This window comes from Cellulomonas sp. Leaf395 (assembly GCF_001424125.1).
Classification (GTDB): domain Bacteria; phylum Actinomycetota; class Actinomycetes; order Actinomycetales; family Cellulomonadaceae; genus Cellulomonas.
In genome coordinates this window covers 631,013-652,585 of record NZ_LMQI01000005.1, presented here as the reverse complement: position 1 = coordinate 652,585, position 21,573 = coordinate 631,013, and the positions used below count along the sequence as shown (strand labels likewise).

At 69.7% G+C, this 21,573-nt stretch carries 20 protein-coding genes, 1 tRNA gene and 3 pseudogenes; 14 read left to right on the top strand and 10 right to left on the bottom strand.

What is annotated here, in order from left to right; genetic code table 11:
* Positions 1–19: 19 nt before the first annotated feature.
* A tRNA-Pro gene (locus tag ASG23_RS17595) sits at positions 20–93 on the top strand.
* 417 nt (positions 94–510) lie between these two features.
* On the opposite strand, the gene ASG23_RS17590 is transcribed toward ASG23_RS17595, so the two are convergent.
* Positions 511–1,026 carry a hypothetical protein gene (locus tag ASG23_RS17590; RefSeq protein WP_056027696.1) on the bottom strand — a complete coding sequence of 172 codons (516 nt, stop codon included), beginning with the start codon at positions 1,024–1,026 and terminating at the stop codon, positions 511–513.
* Between the two features lie 456 nt (positions 1,027–1,482).
* A complete protein-coding gene (locus ASG23_RS20170) occupies positions 1,483–1,620 on the bottom strand; it encodes a hypothetical protein (protein ID WP_162242699.1) in 138 nt (45 codons plus the stop codon).
* 49 nt (positions 1,621–1,669) lie between these two features.
* Here ASG23_RS20170 and ASG23_RS17585 point away from each other — a divergent pair.
* A pseudogene (locus ASG23_RS17585) lies at positions 1,670–1,837 on the top strand (DUF933 domain-containing protein); the annotation flags it as partial.
* A gap of 99 nt (positions 1,838–1,936) precedes the next feature.
* On the opposite strand, the gene ASG23_RS17580 reads toward ASG23_RS17585, so the two are convergent.
* The 3 genes from ASG23_RS17580 to ASG23_RS17570 are packed head-to-tail and all read right to left on the bottom strand — an operon-like array spanning position 1,937 to position 5,145.
* Positions 1,937–2,836 carry a carbohydrate ABC transporter permease gene (locus ASG23_RS17580; protein ID WP_235521221.1) on the bottom strand — a complete coding sequence of 300 codons (900 nt, stop codon included), beginning with the start codon at positions 2,834–2,836 and terminating at the stop codon, positions 1,937–1,939.
* Complete coding sequence (locus ASG23_RS17575; RefSeq protein WP_082516306.1) at positions 2,833–3,813, bottom strand: carbohydrate ABC transporter permease; 981 nt, start codon at positions 3,811–3,813, stop codon at positions 2,833–2,835. Before ASG23_RS17575 ends, ASG23_RS17580 begins: the two co-directional genes overlap by 4 nt.
* Positions 3,814–3,816: 3 nt before the next feature.
* The gene (locus ASG23_RS17570; protein WP_157465732.1) at positions 3,817–5,145 is read right to left on the bottom strand and encodes an ABC transporter substrate-binding protein; all 1,329 of its coding nucleotides are present in this window, start codon (positions 5,143–5,145) and stop codon (positions 3,817–3,819) included.
* A gap of 361 nt (positions 5,146–5,506) precedes the next feature.
* On the opposite strand from ASG23_RS17570, the gene ASG23_RS17565 reads away from it, so the two are divergent.
* From ASG23_RS17565 to ASG23_RS17530, 10 genes and pseudogenes are all read left to right on the top strand, one after another.
* Positions 5,507–6,619, top strand: coding sequence for an ABC transporter ATP-binding protein (locus tag ASG23_RS17565; protein WP_056027690.1), 1,113 nt, complete (start codon positions 5,507–5,509; stop codon positions 6,617–6,619).
* An 800-nt stretch (positions 6,620–7,419) separates the two neighbouring features.
* Entirely contained in the window at positions 7,420–7,674 is a 255-nt protein-coding gene (locus ASG23_RS17560) for an ATP-binding protein (RefSeq protein ID WP_056027689.1), read from the top strand.
* A gap of 66 nt (positions 7,675–7,740) precedes the next feature.
* Positions 7,741–9,543 carry a SulP family inorganic anion transporter gene (locus ASG23_RS17555; protein WP_235521220.1) on the top strand — a complete coding sequence of 601 codons (1,803 nt, stop codon included), beginning with the start codon at positions 7,741–7,743 and terminating at the stop codon, positions 9,541–9,543.
* 392 nt (positions 9,544–9,935) lie between these two features.
* Complete coding sequence (locus tag ASG23_RS17550) at positions 9,936–10,952, top strand: magnesium and cobalt transport protein CorA (RefSeq protein WP_056028569.1); 1,017 nt, start codon at positions 9,936–9,938, stop codon at positions 10,950–10,952.
* Positions 10,952–11,131, top strand: coding sequence for a KUP/HAK/KT family potassium transporter (locus tag ASG23_RS20740; RefSeq protein ID WP_056027687.1), 180 nt, complete (start codon positions 10,952–10,954; stop codon positions 11,129–11,131). Before ASG23_RS17550 ends, ASG23_RS20740 begins: the two co-directional genes overlap by 1 nt.
* Positions 11,128–11,235, top strand: a pseudogene (locus tag ASG23_RS20735) (KUP/HAK/KT family potassium transporter); the annotation flags it as partial. The gene ASG23_RS20740 and the pseudogene ASG23_RS20735, both read left to right, overlap by 4 nt.
* Before the next feature lie 79 nt (positions 11,236–11,314).
* A pseudogene (locus tag ASG23_RS20730) lies at positions 11,315–11,407 on the top strand (KUP/HAK/KT family potassium transporter); the annotation flags it as partial.
* A gap of 33 nt (positions 11,408–11,440) precedes the next feature.
* Entirely contained in the window at positions 11,441–11,722 is a 282-nt protein-coding gene (locus ASG23_RS20165; RefSeq protein WP_162242698.1) for an excisionase family DNA-binding protein, read from the top strand.
* A gap of 546 nt (positions 11,723–12,268) precedes the next feature.
* Positions 12,269–14,428: a glycosyltransferase gene (locus ASG23_RS17535; protein ID WP_056027685.1), complete on the top strand. Its 2,160-nt coding sequence runs from the start codon at positions 12,269–12,271 to the stop codon at positions 14,426–14,428.
* On the top strand, positions 14,425–15,732 hold the full coding sequence (locus ASG23_RS17530) for a glycosyltransferase (RefSeq protein ID WP_056027684.1): 1,308 nt from the start codon (positions 14,425–14,427) through the stop codon (positions 15,730–15,732). Before ASG23_RS17535 ends, ASG23_RS17530 begins: the two co-directional genes overlap by 4 nt.
* Here ASG23_RS17530 and ASG23_RS17525 read toward each other — a convergent pair.
* The 5 genes from ASG23_RS17525 to ASG23_RS17505 all read right to left on the bottom strand — a co-directional run bounded on the left by ASG23_RS17525 (position 15,675) and on the right by ASG23_RS17505 (position 19,286).
* Entirely contained in the window at positions 15,675–16,427 is a 753-nt protein-coding gene (locus ASG23_RS17525; protein WP_157465731.1) for a hypothetical protein, read from the bottom strand. The genes ASG23_RS17530 and ASG23_RS17525 overlap by 58 nt on opposite strands.
* Positions 16,428–16,698: 271 nt before the next feature.
* Positions 16,699–16,962 carry a hypothetical protein gene (locus ASG23_RS20345; RefSeq protein ID WP_200941637.1) on the bottom strand — a complete coding sequence of 88 codons (264 nt, stop codon included), beginning with the start codon at positions 16,960–16,962 and terminating at the stop codon, positions 16,699–16,701.
* 4 nt (positions 16,963–16,966) lie between these two features.
* On the bottom strand, positions 16,967–17,734 hold the full coding sequence (locus ASG23_RS17515) for a methyltransferase domain-containing protein (RefSeq protein WP_056027678.1): 768 nt from the start codon (positions 17,732–17,734) through the stop codon (positions 16,967–16,969).
* A 119-nt stretch (positions 17,735–17,853) separates the two neighbouring features.
* On the bottom strand, positions 17,854–18,522 hold the full coding sequence (locus ASG23_RS17510; protein ID WP_162242704.1) for a hypothetical protein: 669 nt from the start codon (positions 18,520–18,522) through the stop codon (positions 17,854–17,856).
* A 422-nt stretch (positions 18,523–18,944) separates the two neighbouring features.
* Entirely contained in the window at positions 18,945–19,286 is a 342-nt protein-coding gene (locus tag ASG23_RS17505) for a YciI family protein (RefSeq protein ID WP_056027675.1), read from the bottom strand.
* A 420-nt stretch (positions 19,287–19,706) separates the two neighbouring features.
* On the opposite strand from ASG23_RS17505, the gene ASG23_RS17500 reads away from it, so the two are divergent.
* Both ASG23_RS17500 and ASG23_RS17495 read left to right on the top strand, forming a co-directional pair.
* Positions 19,707–20,621 carry an NAD-dependent epimerase/dehydratase family protein gene (locus tag ASG23_RS17500; RefSeq protein WP_056027673.1) on the top strand — a complete coding sequence of 305 codons (915 nt, stop codon included), beginning with the start codon at positions 19,707–19,709 and terminating at the stop codon, positions 20,619–20,621.
* On the top strand, positions 20,621–21,544 hold the full coding sequence (locus tag ASG23_RS17495; RefSeq protein ID WP_056027671.1) for an RNA polymerase sigma-70 factor: 924 nt from the start codon (positions 20,621–20,623) through the stop codon (positions 21,542–21,544). The genes ASG23_RS17500 and ASG23_RS17495 overlap by 1 nt, the downstream gene beginning before the upstream one ends.
* The last annotated feature ends 29 nt before the right edge of the window (positions 21,545–21,573 follow it).

Here is a 21,573-nt window from a genome sequence, read left to right as displayed (position 1 = left end):
AGGCTTCTGCGGAAGCCATCGGGCTGTGGCGCAGCTTGGTAGCGCACTTGACTGGGGGTCAAGGGGTCGCAGGTTCAAATCCTGTCAGCCCGACAGTGAAAGCGCAGGTCAGGGGCTTCTGGGGGTCATCCTAGCAAGCCCCTGACCTTCTCTTTTTGGCCCGGCGGGAAGCATCTCGGGAAACATCTCGCCGCGTACAGGGGCGGACGGAGCAGTCCGTGGGCGGCCCAAGGCGTACGTCCTCCATCCGGAAACGCTGAGTGGCGGCCCTCCACCACGAGCGGGATTCGTGTCCACGCTCCCGGCGCCGGTACTGATGCTCGACGGCATGATCGCGGCGTCTCTTGCCGTCGTCCCAGCCCGTGATGGTCACTTCGTCGGGGACCCGCCAGCCGCGTTCGCTAGCCGCGGACCGGCGCCCGCTGCGAGGCGGCTGTTGACGCAGACCACCGTGGTGACGTCGTTGCTCGACCGTACGGAGAAGCGGCGGGCGCGCCCCAGTCGGGGCAACTACTCGGGGACGCCGAGGATGCAGGACGCCACGCGCTGGGCGAGGGGCTCGACAATTCGCAGGCGGCGCAAGGCGCGCTCGACCGTACCGAGATCGACGGGTCGTTCAAGGAGCAGCGGGTCGATGTCGGAGAGGCGGCTGTACGGGTGGTGATGACGTAGCGCGCGGGTTTCGAGCACGTAGGGGTGCATCAACTCCAGCCAGATCTCGGCGAGCTGGTGCAGGTCTACGTCTCTTCGGTCGGACTCGTCCCTGGCGAGGGCGGCAAGAGCTTCCCACCGTTCGGCGTCGTCGAATCGTGCTTCGACTCGGGCGTGCTGTGCGCACGCGCGACCAGTGCGCCGCATCTGGTCGAGGGCCCGCTGGTGGCGGCGCGGCAGCATCGCGAGCTCGGCCGCTTGCGCCCGGTGCAGGAATCTCTCCAGCCACCGTTCGCATCGGTCGTCGAACGGCGCACCTGGTGGGTCGCCGGCGAGCTGCTCCCGGAGCCGTGTCGTCACGTCGTTGAGGCCCACAACCGGCTCGGGACGCTCGTCCTCCAGAAGCAGCCACCTGGGCGCGCCTGTCGCCGAGCCTCGCACGGCGAAGAACGCCCACGGCGTGCTGGGCGGGCAGGACTCAGGAGTTCGGCAGCCACGCGCACATCGTCCATCCTGGGCCAGTTCCGAGCCTGCACTAAACCCGGAGCAGGAAGCTTCCTCAGGCGAGCTCGACTCTCGGGGTAGTTCGGGTGGCCCGCAGAGCCTGCCGGCAGGGGGTACCGGACGCCGCGCGCACGAGCCTCGGCCCCGTCAGCTGTCAGCCGGTTGGCTCCACGAGAGCGGCGACCTATCCCCGTGAGCGCGAGATCGAGGGTCCAGGAGGTGGTCGCGCACCAGGAGTCGCTGGTGGATCAACTCACACACCCCGGCGATCAGGTGGTCCCCGGCGACGCTGGGTGGTTTGCGGCTGGTCCCGGCGGGGCGTGTGGATCAGAAGCCTGATGCTCGACTGATCTTCGTGGTGTCGGTGCAGCGCAGCAGCTCGGTGCGCCCGACCTCCTCGTCGGCCCGGCCGTTCCTGGTCACGAGGAACGCGACGCCGATGGCGAGACCCAGGGCGATCGTCATCCAGGTCCTGGTCCACACCGCTCCGCCGAGCGTGCTCGCCGCGGGGGACAGGCCGGTGATCAGGGCCGAGGTCCTCTCGTTCGACGACCTTGTGGCTGCCGGCTCCGTCGCCGCTGCCCGTGCTGCCGGCAAGGCTCGGATCGAGGGCAAGGACTACGTGATGGCCGACGGAGACGTGGTGGAGTTCCGCTTCCAGGCAACATCTGGCCAAAAGTAGGCCATGGCGCGGCGGCTGATGTTCGTCCAGCGGGAGCCGGGCTTCGATGTCGACCGAGCGGACGGGCAGCGTGCCCGTGGGCCGGTGGCGCTCCCGCCGTCACTCCTTCATTCCGGCGGAGGCGATGCCTTCGACGATGAACCGTTGCGTGAACGAGTAGATGATCAGGACGGGCACGGCCGAGATCATCGCGCCGGCCATCAGGAGGTCGTACCGGACGCTGTTCGCGCTCTGCAGGGTGGACAGACCCGCGGGCAGCGTCTGCATCTCCGGGCTGAACAGGGTGTAGATAGGCCACAGGAAGTCGTTCCAGTTTGTCAGGAACGTCAGCAGCAGCAGGGTGGCGATCGCAGGCCGGGCCAGCGGCAGGAGGATCCTGCGGAACGTCTGCCACCGACTGGCCCCGTCCAGGAAGGCGGACTCCTCCAGCTCCTTGGGCAGGCCGACGAAGAACTGCCGCATGAAGAAGACGCCGAAAGCGCCAGCCGCCCCGGGGATGATGACGGCGAGCAGGGTGTCGAGCCAGCCGAGGTAGTTCAGGGTCAGGTAGTTGGGTACCAGCAGCACGACCGGAGGCAGGAACAGCGTCGCGATGATCAGCACGAGCAGCGCTCGCCGACCCTTGAAGGGGATGCGCGCGAGGGCGTACCCGGCCATGGTGGCCGTGGAGACCGCGAGGAGGGAGTTCGCCGTGGCGGCGACCATGCTGTTCACGAACCACCGCCCGACTGGCGTTGCGGGATCGTTCAGCACGCGCTCGTAGGCCTGCAGGGTGGGTTGCGCCGGGAACCACTGCGGGACCGTGGAGATCGCGTCCTCCGGGGTCTTGAACGACGTCGACGCCATGTAGATCAGGGGTGCGATGAAGATCAGCGTCAGAAGTCCGAGGAGCGTGTAGAACAACCACGGCCGGCGGCGACCTTCTCCCGGTCCTCCCTCGTCGTCCGGGATGGCCTCGATCTCTTCCGGGGTCATCGGTTCCCGGGTCAGCGCGCTCATGCCGTCGCCCTCGCCTTCGACTTCTTCTGGGTCCTCGCATCACTGTCGCGGTTGGTGAGCAGGAAGACGGAGCCGCTGATGATGATGATGAAGAACATGAAGATCACGGACATCGCCGACGCCATACCGGAGTCGAACTGCCGCAGACCGGTGTCGGAGATCTGCATGATCGCCGTCCGCGTCTCGTTGCCCGGGCCGCCCGCGGTCATCAGGTACGACTGCCCGAACATGTTCATCGAGCTGATGATCGTCGTGCTCACCACGAACACCAGCACGGGGCGGATGCCGGGCAGCGTGACGTTCCGGAACTTCTGCGACGGGCTCGCTCCGTCCATCGCGGCCGCCTCGTAGAGGCTGCGCGGCACTCCCTGCAGCGCGGCCAGGTAGATGGCGCAATTGAACCCCAGGGTCCACCACACCGTCACCCCCACGAGGGACACCCACGCCTCAGGCACGTCAGTGAGCCAAGGGACAGCCCTTCCCAGGTAGTAGTTGAGAAGTCCGACGTTGGTGTCCAGCAGGTACCGCCACAGCACGGCGATGACTGCCACGCCCAGCACGTACGGGGCGAAGTACACCGCTCGGAACAGGTTCCGTCCGGCGAACTTCCGGTTCAGCACCATCGCTATCGCCAGCGGGAGCACCAGCAGCAGCGGCACCGACAGGACGCCGAAGAGGATGGTGTTTCGCAGGGACTCCCAGAACACGGCCGACCACGGCGAGCTGCCGTCGAAGAGGCTCGTGTAGTTGTCCAGGCCGATGAACGGCTTGTTGGGCAGCGTGAAGTCGTAGCGGTGAAGACTGATCCACAGGCCCCACACGGCGGGGAAGATGACGAACAGCACGAACAGGATCAGGTACGGCGCACAGAAGAGCCACCCTTCACGCGTGTCCTTGCGCTCGGCCCTCGCCTGGTCCCACGTCCCTTCGTCGGCGGGCGCGGTGGGGGCCGCAGCACTGATGTCGGTGGTCGCCATCGCTCACCCCTGGTCCGTCGCGAACTTCTCGGCATTGCTGGCAAGGATGCTGTCCGCCCGGGCGGCCTGCTCATCGAGGGCGGCCTGAGGTGTCTTGCGTCCCAGGACCGCCTCGCTGACGGCGAGCTCGAGGGTCTGCTGGTTGACGTCACCGATGCCCGGGATCGACGGCATGTAGTGGAAGTTCTCCACCTCGGCCGCCAGTGCGGACTGCGGCATGCTCGTGAACTCTGGACCGTTCCGCGCCTCGTTGTACGCCGGGATCATCCCCGCGGCCGCCCATTCGCTCGAGTGCTCGACCATCCACTTGATGAATTCCTTGCTGGCTTGCTGCGAGTCGGGGTCGGGGCTGCGCTGGGACAGCATCACCAGCTGGTGCGAGTTCGCCCAGGCGGCCGGGCGGCCGAACACGGTCGGCAACGGGGCGAGCGACCAGTTCAGGGTGGGCGCCGTGGTCTTGAGGTCGTTGATCTGCCAGATGCCGTCCCAGGTCACGGAGTTCTGGGAGTTCTTGAACGCCAGGTACTGGGAGTCCTTCGCCACGTTCGTCGGGCTCACGCCCTGCGTCACCTGGTCGACCATCCAGGTGAGTGCTGCCACGCCCTCCGGGCTGTTGTACGTGGCCGTCAGCCCGTCCGCGGAGTAGGGCTCGCCTCCGTTCTGCCACAGCAGACTGAGGAACATCAGGTGCGCTGGCCACTGGTTCGGCATCCAGAACGGCTCCGGGACGCCGACCGTCTGCAGAGCCGTCAGCTGCGACCCGAAATCCTGTCCGGTCGTTGCCTGCGCTGTCACACCGGCGGCCGTCAGCTGATCGGTGTTGGCGTACGACGCGATCGTGTGGGAGTCCAGCGGGACCCCCCACACGTGACCGTCGAACTCCGTCGCCTCGACCAGCGTCTGCGGGAAGTCCTGAGCGGTGAAGCCCATCTGCTCGATCGCGTCCTCCATCGGGACGATCACGGACCGGGCTGCCTGCGTCGGCAGGTTGTCCAGCTGCATCGCGGCGACGTCGGGGCCCTGTCCCGCGTGGACCGCAGCGACGATCCGCTGGTAGAAGTCGGTCCAGCCGAGGGTGTTCGATTTCACCGTGATGTTCTCGTGCGTCGCGTTGAACTCGTCGACCATGGCCCGCATGTACGGGCCGTCGCCACCGGTGAACCCGTTCCAGTACTCGATCGTGACTGGCGGACCGGTGTAGCCGCCCTCCTCGAGCGGCGCGCCGGCGTCGATCGACAGCGTCGTCGGGGAGCACCCGGCGAGCCCGAGTAGCAGCGCGCCCGCCACGGCAACCCCGAAACTGTGCGCGCGCCGGCGAATCCGAGTGGCCATGAAGCCCTCCCCGTCGAGAGCGGACGTCAATCACGAACGTCCGGCACCGTTGCACTCCGTGAGGTCAGGCCTTGCACCCTCGCGGTGCGTCCTTGGGTCGGCGCACGTCGACAGGTCGAACGTAGCAAGAGTTGATTCGCCACGCTACGGCGAGGCAGAGGTCGGGAGGGGGAAGGGTGACGTCACGGACTGGTGGCCGCGAAGCCAGGCCGAGAAGGCCCCGCGCCGCTCACGGTCCACTGCGCTCCGGAGTCGCGTGATCTCCACGATTGCCACGGCCTCGCAAGAGCGACAGACTGCCTGTGACCTGCTTTTCGAGGATCGTCCGATCCGCGCCTACGGGTCGAGGAGCTGATGTCCGATGGCGACGATCACCTTCGACAAGGTGAGCCGGCGATACCCGGGCGCCGACAGGCTTGCGGTCAACTCGTTCGATCTGGAGATCGCGGACGGGGAGTTCCTCGTTCTCGTCGGGCCCTCCGGATGCGGCAAGTCGACCTGCCTGCGCATGCTCGCGGGCCTGGAGCACGTCAGCTCCGGCGCGATCCGGATCGGCGCGCGGGACGTCACCCACGTCCCGCCCAAGGAACGCGACATCGCCATGGTCTTCCAGAACTACGCGCTGTACCCGCACCTGAGTGTGGCCCAGAACATGGGCTTCGCCCTCACCATCGCGAAGGTACCCAAGGACGAGATCGAGCGCCGGGTCAACGAAGCCGCCAAGATCCTCGACCTCGAGCCGTTCCTCGACCGCAAGCCGAAGGCGCTGTCGGGCGGTCAGCGGCAGCGGGTGGCCATGGGCCGCGCCATCGTCCGGCAACCGCAGGTGTTCCTCATGGACGAGCCGCTGTCCAACCTCGACGCCAAGCTGCGCGTGCAAACCCGCACGCAGATCGCCTCGCTGCAGACCCGCCTCGGCGTCACCACGGTCTACGTCACGCACGACCAAGTCGAGGCCATGACGATGGGCGACCGGGTCGCCGTGATGGAGAACGGCGTGCTCCAGCAGGTCGGCACGCCGCTCGATCTGTACGAGATGCCGGCGAACACCTTCGTCGCCGGTTTCATCGGTTCGCCGGCGATGAACATGGGCACCTTCGCGGTGACCGACGGAGGGGCCCTGGTCGGGAACGCCGTCGTGCCCCTCAGTCGCGGGACGCTGTCGGAGGTGCCCGCGGGCGGCCAGGTGCTCCTCGGGTTCCGCCCGGAGACTGTGGAGCTCGTCACGGAGGGCACGCCAGGAGCGTTCCCCGTCCGTGTCAGGTTGGTCGAGGCGCTCGGCTCGGACGCATTCGTCTACGGCGAACCGGCTCGAGACGGGGGTCCGGGTATGGGGGCCATCACCTCCGACCAGGTGATCGCCCGCGTGGAGCCGCACAGCCCGCCCAAGAAGGGCGAGACCGTCTGGCTCAAGATCCGGCCCGGCTCCGAGCATGTGTTCTCCACCGAGACCGGCAAGCGTCTCTCCTCCTGACCGTCGTGACGGGCAGGACGTCCGCACCACCACGGCGTGGGCCGTCGCGAACCGTCACGAGTCGCAGGCGACGGCACAGCTCGACGGACAGAGTTCGGCGTCGGTCCGAGCCTGGCCTTCCCGTCGGCACGACTGCCGCATTTCGTGGCAACTACTCGAGTGCGGTGCGGGCAAGGGAGCCCGGTCGAGCGTTCGGGTGTGGCCACTCGGGAGGCACCGATGGAAACCATGGACCGATCCTGGACCCGCCAACTGCGCGGCGTCGTCGCCGCGACGGTGGTCGTGACCCAGCTGGCGTCGGTCGCCGAATAGCCGTTGAGGGTACGGAAGGTGTCGGGGAGGTCGTGCTCGGCGAGCCCGAGCATCACGCTCCGTTCCGCAGCGTCCCGGCGTTCGCGGTGCTTCGGGTGGCTCGCGCCCCAGAACTCGACGGTGCCGTCTTCACGTTCCGCCCGTGGCGTGTTGAGGTCGCCGCAGAGAATCCGCGGCCGCTCGGAGTACGTGGCCAGCCGGCTGTGCAGGGCCTCGAACACTTCGACCTTCACCAACCCCCGCGTCACCCCCTGGACGCAGACGCACGTTGTGGAGCTCGAACGGCTCGCCGTCCCGGCGACCTCGGACGCCAGGTAGCGCTCAGCGAACTCCAACTGCAGATCTGGGGTCGGAGCAGCGGCCAGCGTGACGCGATGAGGTTGAAGTAGATCCGCCGGTACTCGAGGCCGCTCAGAGCTGCGACGTCGAGTTGGGCGGAACTGTCGAGCAGGTGAGGTAAGCCCGCCGCCGCCAAGCCGTCGAGCCACGTGGGCAAGCTCGCGGCACGGACCTCCTGGAGTCCGACGACGTCCGGACCACGCCCGCCCAGCGCGGCGATCTGCCGCAACCGCTTCACCCAGCTCGACGACGCCCGCCCGGCGACCAGCGGCATCGGGCTCGGGCTGGCGATCGCCCGCGACATCGCGGAGCGACATCACGGCACCCTCGTTCTCGACACTCGGCAGCACCACCCTGGTGCACGCTTCGTGCTCACCCTCCCGAGTGATCTCCATCATCGATGATGAGAAGCAGGTCGCGCAGGCGCCGGGTGTCGCTCAGCCTCGGAGCGCCGCCGGCGACGTGACCTCGTGCGGCCGTCAGGGGACGGCCTCCAGCACCTCCGGGCCATCGCGTCGGCGCGCCCGGAGGGATGCTGCCGCGAGTGCGCGGCGTCCGAGGATCTCCCGGCGCGCGCCAGGGGTGCCCGGGCGTCCCGTCCGAGCGATCGCCCACCGGTCGCACCTGGCTCGAGGCGGCCATCGGGTCGGCGATGGTCGCGGCGGCCCACGACGTCGTCCCACCGCGGGGCCGCAGGGCTGCCGCCGGTCACGGGCCTGTACGCGACGATCGTCCCCCTTCTCGTCTACGCGCTCGTCGGTCCGTCGCGGGTGCTCGTGCTCGGGCCGGACTCGTCGCTCGCGCCGATGATCGGCGCCGCGGTGCTGCCGCTCGCGCTTGGCGACGCCGACCGTGCCGTCGCGCTGGCCGGCATGCTGGCGGTGCTGATGGGTCTCATGCTGGTCGGCGGACGGGTGCTGCGGCTGGGGTTCCTGACCGGACTGCTGTCGATGCCGATCCGCGTCGGGTACATGAACGGGATCGCGCTGGTCGTCATCGCCGGCCAGCTGCCCAAGCTCCTCGGCATCGCGGTTCCTCCCGGCTCGGTCTGGGAGCACCTCGGTCGGACGGTCACCGCGGTCGCCGACGGTCAGGTCAACGGCGCGGCGGCCGCGATCGGCGTCGGCTCCCTCGCGGTCATCGTCGCGGCGCGCGCGCTGGGCGGCCCCGCAAAGGGCATCGTGCTGGCGGTCGTCGGGGCGAGCGTCCTGACCGCGGTGCTCGTGCTCGCCGACGAGATCCCCGTGGTCGGCGCTCTGCCGTCCGGCCTGCCCGCGCCGGCCCTCGCGGGCCTCGAACCCGGAGACGTGCTCGCGCTCGTAGGCCCTGCGGCGGGCATCGCGCTCATCACGTTCGCCGACACGACCGTGCTCTCGCGCGCGCTCAGCGGGAGCGGGGAGAAGGCCGTCGACGGCAGCCAGGAGATGGGGGCGCTGGGCGCCTCGAACCTCGCGACCGGGCTGCTCGGTGGCTTTCCCGTCTCGGGAAGTGCGTCGCGCACGCCGGTCGCGGTCCAGGCGGGCGGGCGCACGCAGCTGACCGGTGCCGTGGCCGCGGTGCTGCTCGTCGTCTTCATGCTGGTCGCGCCCGGCCTGTCCGCATACCTGCCGTCGGCGACCCTGGCCGCGGTCGTCATCGCGGCCGCGTCCTCCTTCGTCGACGTGCACACGCTCGTCCGCCTCGTGCGGATGAGCCGGAGCGACGCGGCACTGCTGGTCGCGGCGTTCCTGGGTGTGGCGTTCGTCGGCGTGCTGCAAGGCATCGCCGTCGCCGTCGCGTTGTCGCTCGCGGTGTTCGTGCGCCGGGCGTGGGAGCCGTACCGTGCCGAGCTGGTCAGCGTGGACGGCGTTCCCGGGTTCCATGACCTCAGCCGGCACCCCGAGGGAGAGCGGGTCCCGGGCCTGGTGATCGCGCGGTTCGACGCACCCCTCTTCTTCGCCAACGGCGACGTGTTCGACATGTGGGTTCGGGGCCTAGTCGAGGATGCCCCGACGCCGGTGCATCGCGTGATCATCGCGTCAGAACCGATCACGGGCCTCGACACGACCGCGCTCGACGAGCTCGTCGAGCTGGACGACCACCTCGCCGCACGCGGGGTCGACCTGGTGTTCGCGGAGATGAAGGGGCCGGTCAAGGACCGCCTCGTGCGCTTCGGTGTCGGCAGCCGGTTCGGACCCGACCACTTCTACCCGACCGTGCACAGTGCCGTCCGGGCCTACCGGACCGAGCGAGCCGGTTCGGCGGGGTCGGCGGAGGTGCCTGACGAGGCCTGACGGCCTCGATAGGCGCTGCGCCGCTCCCTTCGGGTGATCCGGTGAAGAAGGAGCGGCCCCGATCCGTGCCGTCGACATCGGCAACGAGCCTGGCAGTCATCGTGGCGACTGAGCAGTCCACGACGCTGTCGCGTACGAGGCACTCCGTCGGAGGACCTGCGGAAGTCTTGACGGCTTCTTGACGGTGCATGGGCAGGTCTTAGCGCAACGTTTTCGGCGCTGGACGGGAGCAGCAGCCACGCTCGAGGGATGCTGAGCCGGCGCACCCTGGATGGCAGATCGCGCAGGGGAACCGGGTAGGTTGCGTCCGGCCCGAGCGGGCTGAGGAACGTCGATCGCAGGAGGAGGCACCGTGATGACCCATGGAACGCGTCGCGTCGGGGCGGGGCGCCGTGGCGCTCGTTGACAACGGCATCTACGTCCGCGGCCACCGCACCGGCAATCCGCACACACTCGAGGAGACCTACGAGCTGCTGCGTGAGCGTGACGGGATGGCATGGATCGGTCTGTACCGACCCGATGAGGCCGAGCTCCAGTCCGTCGCACAGGAGTTCAGCCTGCATCCGCTCGCGGTCGAGGACGCGCTGAAGGGGCACCAGCGAGCCAAGCTGGAGCGTTTCGGCGACACGCTGTTCGTCGTGCTGCGCCCCGCGTGGTACCTGGACGCCGAGGAACAGGTCGAGTTCGGCGAGGTGCACCTCTTCATCGGGCCGGACTTCGTCGTCACCGTCCGGCATGCGGAGAAGCCCGACCTCTCGGCCGTCCGACAGCGGCTCGAAGGCGACCCCGCTCTGCTTGCCATGGGCCCCGAGGCGGTGCTGTATGCGGTGTTCGACCAGGTGGTCGACGGGTACGCGCCGGTCATCGCGGGTCTCGAGAACGACATCGACGAGATCCAGGATCAGCTCTTCGGCGGGGACCCTGCCGTCTCACGGCGGATCTACGAGCTGCTGCGGGAGGTGATCGCTTTCCAGCGGGCGACCGGTCCGCTCCGCGAGATGCTCGACGCCCTGCAGCGCGGCGCCGACAAGTACCACGTGGACGTGGAGCTGCAGCGGTCGCTGCGCGACGTCCTCGACCACGTGCTGCGCACCTGTGAGCGTGCGGGCTCCTTCCAGCTGCTGCTGGAGAACGCGCTGACCGTCCACTCGACCTTGGTGACTCAGGGGCAGAACGACGAGATGCGCCGGATGTCCGAGACTGGGCTCGCGCAGAACGAGGAGATCAAGAAGATCTCCTCGTGGGCTGCGATCCTGTTCGCGCCGACCCTGGTCGGCACGATCTACGGAATGAACTTCACGTATATGCCGGAGCTCGACTGGCGCCTCGGGTACCCCCTGTCGATCGCTGCCATGTTCGTCATGGGATTCATCCTCTACCGGATCTTCAAGCATCGGCACTGGCTCTGATGACCACCACCACTCCCGGCGAGCAGGCGCCCCCCGTGACGTCCCACCCCACCTCCGTGCGCTCTCCGGCCCGGCTCGCGCTCACCATCGGGGCGCTGGGCGTCGTGTTCGGCGACATCGGAACCAGTCCGATCTACACGATCCAGACCCTGTTCAACCCGGCGACCCGCATCCGGTGACAGCGACGACGCAGAACGTTTACGGTCTGATTTCACTGATCATCTGGTCGGTCACGATCGTCGTCACGCTGAAGTACGTGCTGCTCGTCCTCCGGGCGGACAACGACGGCGAGGGCGGGATCCTGTCGCTGATCACCCTCACTCGACGTCGCGCGACGGCGAGCACGGTCCGAAACGACGGCGGTGCTGGCGGGGCTAGGCCTGTTCGGGGCGTCTCTGTTCTTCGGCGACAGCATGATCACTCCGGCCATCTCCGTGCTCTCGGCGGTCGAGGGCCTTAAGACTGTTGGCGATCCTCGAGGAACGCGGGTGGCCTGGCTGGACGCAGCTGCCCGGGGTTGCGTGAACCGGCCAGCGGGGGAGAGGCGGGTCATCAACGTCACGGTGCAGTCCGATGAGCGCCTGCTTCTGACGGTGGCCGAAGCTGCCGCCAGGCTCGGCATCGGCCGCACCTTCATGTATCAGCTGCTGGCCGCGGGTGAGGTGGCATCGGTCCACGTCGGCCGCCTCCACAAGGGACCGGTGTCCGCGCTCACGGATTACGTCGAGCGGTCGTCGGCCACTACGACCGCCAACGCCGACCCGAGCTAGCGAGGGATGATCCGACTCGTGCTCATTGGGCTCGCCTGGATCGCGGTTCGATGAGCCGTGTCATGGCCGCCACGTGCCCTGATCTCACAGGTGCAATCGGAGAACCCCACACAATTCCCACGCTTTCGAGCGGTCCGCGCGGCGTCGGTCGAGGGCGTGGATGCACGTCGTGCCAGGTGGGAGCGCAGGAGCTGAGGGCGGCGCGCCGCACGGTGCGACGACAGGTCGCAGGCTCAAGTGCGGTGGGGCCGCTCTATCCGGCCCGGAGTAAACGTGGTCTCGCGCCGGTCGGACTCGGCGAGGCAGTGACGGCGCAGCACCGCCAGGTGTTGGGACAGGTGCGAAGCCTCGTCGTCGGCTGCCGGAAGGTGAGCGATGCGCTCCACGCCGCAGGCTCCGGGTGCCAGCCCACACTCGAGTCCCGGGCCGCTCACCCGGGTGGAGCGCCGCTTCCTGATCTCGACGGGCCGGTCGCCGCCCGCCGACTTAGCATCGGCAGCACCGCGACCAATGTGTCGCTCTCGTCACGAGGAGGGGAGGACCACTGTGGGCATCCAGACCTCTCTCGACGCGCTGCGAGCGGCCGGCCGAATCGTCGACGCCATGCGGCTCGCCGACGAGCTCGCGTTCGAGAGCAGCAGGGACCCCGGAGTCCGCACGATCCGCGTGCTGACCGCGGCCCTGGAGGACACGGATCAGCTGTGCGCGATCGCGGCGGTGCACGCGCTCGGCACGATTGCCGACGACGAAGCGTCCCGGGTACTGGTTCGGCTGCTTTCGAGCGAACGGCTTTTCGTCCGGGAGCACGCCGCGTGGGTCCTCGGCTCGGTGCTGCCGCGCCCCGATGCGATCGCGCGGCTGATCGGCATGACGGCAGCCGGGGGGTTCGGAGGCATGCTCGCGCAGCGGACCCTCGAGCAGTGGTCTGCGGGCGCGGCCGAGCACGTCGCGGTCGGTCTCGAGACCGCTCTGCTCGGCGCGGCCGAGCCCGCCTCCCGGGCCAGAGTCGTCGAGACGCTCGGGCTGGTCCGGCACGCCATCGCGGTGCGGCCCCTGCTCGCCATCGCGGCCAGCTCGAGCGAGGAGCAGGGAGTGCGGTCGGCCGCCGTTGCCGCGCTCGGGCAGCGCCCCGGCGATCACGCCGTCATGGGCCTGCTCGATGACCTGGCGTCGGGAGACGACCACCTCGCGGAGGTCGCCCGGCTGTCGCTCGTCGACATCGACGCCGGGGCGCCGCGGCGACAGGAGCTCGGGCGCGACGGACTCACCGTCGCTCAGCTGTTCCTGCACGCCGACATTGATGCGCGGCTCAGCGCCGCCGGCGCCGGCGACAACGGTGGGATCGCCACCCTGCTGGTACGGCTCGGCGACGCGCTCGTGGCGCCGGGCCCCGCCGGGCCGGCCGCGACGCGCGTGCTCACCATGTCCCGCGGGACGGCGGCGCAGGCTACGGCCGACCTGGGCACCTTCGCAGAGGTCGGGCACCTCTATGGACGAGTACCGCTGCCGCGGGACCCGTCGGCCACCGCGACGGCCTGGTCCCTGCGCGTGCCGGCCCGTCGAGGTATCCGCCGCATCCTGCGCGCCGCGGGCGGTGTCGACCTGGTCCACCTGCGCATGGCCGACGTCGGCAGCCTGGCGGCGGCCGACGTCGCGCGTGAGCTCGACGTACCCGTGGTGTTCACCGTCGCGCCGGACCCGCACGGCGTCATCCAGTCGCTCGACCTCGCGGGCCGGCTGACCAGGCAGAACTTCGGGGCGGTCGACGAGGTGGAGCACTTCTGGTTCCGAGCCCGCCTCGTGCAGCGGCTCGCGGCCAACGCGTCGCACACGGTGCTGTTCCCGCGGCCGGCACTGGAGCGCGACATGCGCGAGCTCGTCGGTATCGACATCACTGCGCACCCCGAGCGGCACACCATCGTGCCCGAGGGAGTCGACCTCGTGGTCGTCGACCGTGCCGTGGCCGAGGCGCAGGCTCACGCAGCCGGTGCGGCACCGTCCGAAGCGGTGGCCGAGCTGCGCGCCCTGGTCGAGGCCTTGCCGATCGAGCGCCGGACGCTGCCGCTGATCGTGAGCGTCGGGCGACTGCACCGCGTCAAGGGCATGGCCACACTCGTGCAGGCCTGGGCCGCCGGTGACCTGCGCCACAGGGCGAACTTGCTCGTCATCGGTGGTGACCTCGACGACCCGTCTGCCGACGAGCGTGAGCAGCTGGAGCTGATCGACGCCATCGTGCCGGCCGCTGCGCGAACCACGACCGGGCTGCTGCTCCCCGGGCACCGACCGAACGACGTGGTGGCCCGCTGGGTCGCGGCCGCGCGCGCCGGGCTACCGGGTCTGAGCGCACCGCGGGGCATCTACGTGTGCGCGAGCCTGAAGGAGGAGTTCGGGATTGCGCTGCTCGAGGCCATGGCGTCAGGCCTGCTCGTGGTGGCTCCCGACGGCGGCGGCCCGGCCACCTACGTCGACGACGGCGACACCGGCGTCCTGACCGCCACCTGGCATCCCGAACGCCTGGCCACGGCGATCGGCGCCGCGCTCGCGGCGTCTGTCGCGGAGACAGACGCCCGACGGGCCGACCGGTCGCACGGGATCGTCGAGAAGAGCTTCACCATCCAGCGCATGGCCCAGATGCTCGGGGACGTCTACGCCGGTGTTGCCTCCGACGAGCGGGCCGCCCGGTCCTCGCTGGTCGTCCCGGGATGACCCTGCTCGTCATCAGCCCCGACTACGCCTCCCACCTCCTGCCTCTGGCCGCCCTCGGCGTTGCCTGGCAGGACGCGGGGGAGCGGGTCGTCGTGGCGTCCGGCCCGGCCACCGCACAGATCGTCGAGTCGTTCGGCTACGAGCGCTCTCTTCTGCAGCTCGGGCGCGGATCCAACCCCGGGGTGATCAGGGCCGACAAGCAGCCCGACGCGGAGGCCGACTCGCTCCGTGGCTTCTTCGACGCCACCCGTCGCGGGATGGTGCCGACGCTCACTTATCAGGCGACCGCGCGGCTGGTCGACCTCATGTGGCAGCCGGTCGAGAAGGCCCGCGCCACCCTCCAGCTGATCGAGGCCGTGCGCCCCGACGTCATCCTGGTCGACCACCTCGCCTACAGCGCTCGCCTGGCCTTGTGGGCCACGGACGTCCCGCACGCCGACGTCGTGCTCGGTCACCCGACGGCCCTGCCCGTCGGCGACGAGGTCTACGGCTGTCCACCGGTGTGGCCGCGCGCCTTCCGCCCTGACCCCGTCGAGATGGCTGGGCTCGAGGTGCTGTGTCGTCGGGTCGCAGCGGGCTTCACGGCCGAGTGGAACAGGGCCGCCGCGCAGCTCGCCCCCGGCCTGCCGGCGGTGGACGACGCCTTCGCCCTGCACGGGCCCCTGGTCCTCTACAACTACCCAGGCGAACTTGCACTGCCGGAGCGTGAACCCGCGCTACCGCCGCACCGATACCTTGGCGCCTCACTACGCGCGGAGCCCGTCGATCGCGAGGTAGACACCTGGCTGAGCACCGGGGATCCGTTCGTGTACGTCAGCTTCGGCAGCTTCTTGTCTGTGCGCGGGGACGTGCTGGCCCGCGTCGTGACGGCCCTGCGGGCGGCCGGGGTGCGGGCCGCGGTCGCGAGCGGGGCCACCCCGGTGGCGGAGCTGGGGGAGGTGCCGTCCGGCTGGCTGGTCCGGGAGTACCTGCCGCAGGTGCGCCTGCTCCGGGAGGCGTCCGCGGCGGTCACGCACGGCGGCAACAACTCGGTCACCGAGTCGGTCGCCACTGCCACGCCGATGCTCGTCCTGCCGTTCTCCACCGACCAGTTCGCCGGCGCCACGGCAGTCGAGCGCGCCGGTATGGGCGAAGCCCTGGACCCGAACGTGGCCTCTGTCGACGAGATCCGTGCGGCGCTCGTGCGGATCCTGGACCTCTCTGGTCCGGGTAGGCAGACTCTGCGGTCCGCGGCTCTCGCGCTCGATCAGGACCCGGGACCGGCGAGGGCGTGGCGCGCATCCGGTGCCTCGGCGATCAGCTGACCCATCGCCACGCGGTCGCCGGAGGCTGCGCGGTACCGCGCCATGAGTCGGGCGTTGGCCTCGTACTGGGTGCCACTGCGCTCGGCGGGGACGTGGTGCAGCGCATACACGCGGCCGGCGGTGCGCACGGGTGGGCGGCCGAGCATGGTCGTGTGGGCCAGGAACCAGGCGGCGTCCTCGAAGCCCCAGCCTCGGAAGCGCTCGTCCTGGCCGCCGTGGGCGAACCAGGCGCGCGGGGTCGTGACATTCACGCCCGAGCACGCTCCGTCGACCAGGTCGAAGTCGCAGTCTTCCGCCCGCACCCCCCTGGAGAACTGGCGGCTGCCATCGGCGCCGAACCAGCGGTACTCGGTGTACGGCAGGTGCACCGCCAGCGTCGAGGATGCACCGTCGATCGCGCGCAAGAGCGGCTCACGCTCCGGAAGCGTGTCCGCGTCATTCAGGACGACCACGTCGTCCGAATCGACGGCCGCCACGGCGAGGTTGCGGCACTTCGCCGCGTTGAATGCCTCGTCACCAGAGTCAACGGTCCGCACCGACACATCGGGCAGGTGGCCTTCGTACCAGGCCAGGACGCGGTCGAACGCGTCGAGACGCGAGGGTTGCGGGCGCCACGGGATGACGACCGTCACGGAACTCACGCGATCAACGTAATCGGTCCGGCTCCCGGCCGCTGGCTCGGGCGTCGCGGACAAGATTCACCAGCGATCGCCCGGCGCGTACGTGCCGAGCGGCCACTCGTTGCCACCCGGATCGAGCACGCGCGCCCTCCGGGAGCCCCACTCGGTCGTCTCGGGTGCGAACACCGAAGGGCAAAGAGATCGTCGTGCACGGTGACGGATCCTCGTTGTGGACGCTCACGCACCACGCCGACTTCGCACGCGGGCGTGCCGTGCAGGCCCGGGGTCTCGCTGCGGGTGCGTCGGCGTAGCTCACGTACGTCGACCACGACGACACGGGTCGTCGTCACCACGCGTCCGCGACCGGGAGCTCTTCGTGCACGACGAAGCCGCCCAGCGATCCCGGGCCCGTCCACAACGTTCCGCCTGCCATCGCGACCCGTTCCCGCATCCCGGCGAGGCCGTGGCCGACGACGCCGTCGGTCGCTGGGCCGGGACCGTTGTCGCGGACCCGTCCGTGGCTCGACGGTGGCCCGTCGATCGTCGTCAGGCTCGCGGGCAACCGGGTCAGCTCCGACCCAGCGGGCCGCGCACAGAACATCGCGCGCACGTCGTCATTCGGGGCTTCTCGTGGCCAGCTGGAGCTTCACGCTGACCTCCTCGGTCATGGGTCCGTACGGGCGAAGTCGACGCTCGAGCTCACTGGTGAGGCGCCGACGCTCGGGTTCGGGGAGCGGGTGCATGGCGGAGAGAACGCCACCGATGACGGCGTCAACGCTGAGCGGCGCGGTGTAGTCCACGGTCCTCTCGATCACTTCGTAGCCAGCACCTTCCAGTGCGTCTCTGGTGACTCGGCGTCCAGCGTCGTCGGTCTGGCAGGTCGCGGCTGGCCGGCCCGTCCACTCCCCGAGGAACGACCCGAGCTCACGCGACCACTCCGCTGCTTGCAGCCACAGAGGCAACCCGTTGGTGACCACCGCGATACCGCCGCCCGGACGAAGCAGTGGACGTGCTGCCCGGAACAGCGTGTCTCGGTCCATCCAATGGATAGCCGTCGCGACCGTGAGCACGCCCAGGGGCCGCAGCGCCCGGCCAAGTGTGGGCAGATCACGGTCGGAGCCGAGCACCCACGTGATGCCCGTCGCGGCACGCGCTGCGGCGCTAAGCATGTCGGGCTCCGGGTCCATGCCGATCATCGTTCCGACCCGCTCGGCCAAGACAGTCGTGAGCTGGCCAGTGCCGCAGCCGAGGTCGACGGCGATGTCGTCAGGTGTGAGCGAGAAGGCCGCCGCGATCCGGTCCGCGACCTCGGGCGGGTAGCCGCGCCGGTACTTCGCGTAGTACTCGACGACTTCGCCAGTGAAGCCCACGCCCGCAGTCATGGGATCGAGCGTGGCAGCCGTCGTGGCGGAAGCGCCACGCGGTCTGCTCTCGGCAGACGGGACCGCGGCCTAAAAAGGCAGAACTCAGTGGCTGGACCGCTGTGGGACCCGCCGGTGGCTTACCGGGGCTGAGTCGCGGACCCGACCTCTGCGTTGATGGACGCATCCGGTCCGTGGGAACGGCCGGCTCGCCGGACTGCTGCGACGAGCAGGCACAGGGCGGCGGTAACGGTGATCGATCCGGAGACCGCCTCCCACCATGGCCGGGTGTCGTACTCGCCGATGGCGTAGGTGACCGATGCGACCAGGGGTGTGGCCATGATCAGGAGGACGGACGACGCGCGCGCCCATCCGCGCGCGCTCACGGCGAACCGTCCGAGCAGGACCGGCGGCCCGATCAGCCAGACCGCCACCGACGATCCGCCGAGCGTGGGTGCGACAACCACCCCGGAGAGTCCGGACCGGAGCGTCGCCACGGCGACCGCCACGAGCGCGAGCTCGGAGGCGAGCAGGGCGATCGCGGAGAAGGGCCCGGGGCGGCGACCGGTCAGTGCCCACGGCAGCAGCGGAAGTGCGAGCGCGAAGACGAGCAACGACATGCCGCCCAGCTGCGCGGCGCTGCCGGCCTGCTCCCAGGGCTCCGCCGGTGGCAGGAAATCGAAGAGGTGGTCCTGACGCGACGCGCACGCCTCCGCCCCGGAGCACGATCCCGCCCATCGCTGCCACGACGCGGCGACCATCAGCGCACCTGACGCAGCCAGGACGACGGCGACCCACAACCTGATCATCCTCAGCCGCATCCGGATTCTCCCTGGCCCCGTGCTGCCGATTGCGTGCACGGGAACGATGCTAGGGACCGAGGGAACCCGATCGAGGGTGAACTGGCTCGGTTCGAGTCGGGTCCGCTGCACGGGAGGTGACGCCGGACCTGATGCTCGGAGTTGGCGGACTGGGATGCTGCCGCGACCGCGGCATCGTCGGCGGGGAGATGCGCGTTGAGCGACGCACCAAAAACCAGGGAGTTGCACGCGCCTCGGTACCGGACGGCGGGGAGCGCAACCTTAGGTGTTGCCACGGCACCGATCGAGCACGTTCGCGTACGCAGGTGGTGTACGGCTACCGGCTGTCCCGGAAACTGCACGGGCGCACCCGTGCCGAGCCCGTCGCCGTCGGCTGACCCGTGCGGGCCGACGGTGCAGAGGTCGGGGATCTACTTGATGACCCGGACCTCCTGGGGCCAGCCGCAACCCTCGGCGATCCTGCCCGCCCACATCTTGGCCGTCTCTAGGTCGGGCACGTCGATGATGGTGATCCCGCCCAGGTACTCGGTGGTCTCGGTGTAGGGACCGTCGGAGATCGACACGGTCCCGCTCGTTGCGTCGGCGCTGAACGCGTCGGCCAGGTCCTCCTCGAGCCCGCCGGCGAAGACCAGGACCCCGGCTGCCTCCATGTCACGGACGACCGCCGTGCTGGGCTCCACGCGGGTCTGGAACCACTCGGCCGGGTGGTCTCCGACCCACTGCTGGTGGAAGTAGATGGCGTACTGCGTCATGTCGCTCCTCCTGTGCGGCCGCCCGGTGTGGCCTGTCACCACTGTGACGGACGAGCCTCGCCGGAATCGACAGGCCGGTCGAGCAAGGCGCGCTGGTGGGTGCCGAGGGCGGGCGCTGCCAGGTGCGTCGGCGGAGCTGTGCCACGTCGCTCGCCGCGTACTCCCTGCGGGCCGCGCACGCCACAACCGCCGCGGTCCGCGTTCCGCGGGGAGCGCCTCGCCGCCCAGACCCGCCACCGCCGGTGGCGACTTCCGCCTCGACATCCGCGAGCTCGCCTGGGACGACGAGGGCTGGCCGGTGGCGACTACGCAGGCTGAGCAAGAGGCGGCAGGCGAGAACCCAGTGACCGCGGTCGTGTCACAGAGTGCGCTCCTGTCTCGTCTCGGTTAACGGGATCCGACAACACTGGAGGAACGATCATGCGCGTGTTCGTGGCAGGCGGTAGTGGGGTCATCGGTCGGCGGCTGGTGCCACAGCTGGTGGCGAGGGGGCACGACGTCGTGGCGACGACGAGCCACTCGGGTCGGCTCGGCGAGCTGGAACGCCTGGGTGCCCAGGCCGTCGTGATGGACGGGCTTGATGCGGCGTCGGTGGGCGAGGCGGTGGCGTCGGCAGGACCGGACGTGATCGTGCACGAGATGACGGCGATCTCCGGCACACCCGATCTGAAGCACATCGCCCAGTGGTTCGCCGCGACCAACCGGCTGCGCACCGAGGGCACCGACAACCTGCTCGCGGCCGCGTCGGCCACGGGCGTCACGCAGTTCGTCGCACAGAGCTACGGGGCGTGGAACGGTCTTCGTGAGGGCGGCTGGGTCAAGACAGAAGAGGACCCGATGGATCCGGGGGTGGTCGGCGCGGAGCCGGTGACCAACGCCATCAAGCATCTCGAGGCGGCCGTCGGATCCTTCGGGGGCGCGGTTCTGCGCTACGGCGCGCTCTACGGACCGGGCGCCACCGACGACCAGGTCGAGCTCATCAAGAAGCGCCAGTTCCCGCTCGTCGGGAAGGCCACGGGGTACACCTCGTGGATCCATGTCGACGACGCCGCGAGCGCGACGGTCCTGGTGATCGAGCAGAAGGCGACCGGCGTCTTCAACATCGTCGACGACGAGCCCGCGCCCGCCAACGAGTGGCTGCCCTACCTGGCCGAGAGTGCCGGCGCCAAGCGGCCGATGCGCGTGCCCGTGTGGCTGGCCCGGATGCTGGCTGGTGAGGCAGCGGTGGTGATGATGACGGAGGGTCGCGGGTTCTCGAACGCCAAGGCCAAGCGTGAGCTGGGCTGGGAGCTGCGGTACCCATCGTGGCGTCAGGGGTTCAAGGAAGGCATCTGATGAGCCGAGCCGACGACTTCGAGGAGCTGCGCCCGCTGCTGTTCGCGATCGCGTACCGCGTCCTCGGCAGCGTCAGCGAGGCAGAGGACGCGGTCCAGGACACGTGGCTGCGGTTCTCCGGCTACGAGGACGAACCGTCGTCGACCAAGGCGTTCCTGTCTGCCGTCGTCACCCGGATCGCGATCGACGAGCTGCGCTCGGCGCGCGTCCGCCGCGAGCAGTACGTCGGCGAGTGGCTGCCCGAGCCGTTGATCGACGACCCCTACGACGATCCGACACGAGCGGCGGAGCTGTCAGACTCGGTCTCGACGGCGGCACTCCTGCTGCTCGAGCGCCTGACCCCGCTGGAGCGCGCGGTGTTCGTCCTGCGGGAGGTCTTCGAGTTCGACTACCCGTCGATCGCCTCGATCGTGGGGCGCTCCGCGCCGGCCTGCCGCCAGCTCGCGGGGCGGGCGCGAAGGCACATGGACGCCGGGCGTACCCGGTTCCAGGCGGATCGGCGTGCGCGTGACGAGCTCGCAGCGCGGTTCTTCGACGCCGTCATGGCGGGCGACATGGACGGTCTGCGTGAGCTGCTCGCCGCCGACGTGCAGATGATCGGCGACGCGGGCGGCAAGGCCCCGGCGTGGCCCAACCGCATCTACGGCCCCGAGAACGTGGCCCGCCTGCTGGTCGCGACCGTCACGCTGGTGAGCAGCATCGGCGTCACGCTCGAGCGCCACGACGTGAACGGTCAGCCCGGCGCGATCCTGCGCGACCGCGACGGCCGCGTGTTCAACATCGTGTCGCTCGACGTGCTCGACGGTCGCGTCCAGGCAGTCCGCTCGGTGATCAACCCTGACAAGCTCGGGCACGTCGGCCCGGTTGCCGACGCCTACGCCCTCTTACGGGAGGCGAACGACTTTCGCCGCCCGCCGGCGTGAAGCGGTAGGCACGGTCATGGGAAGCCGAC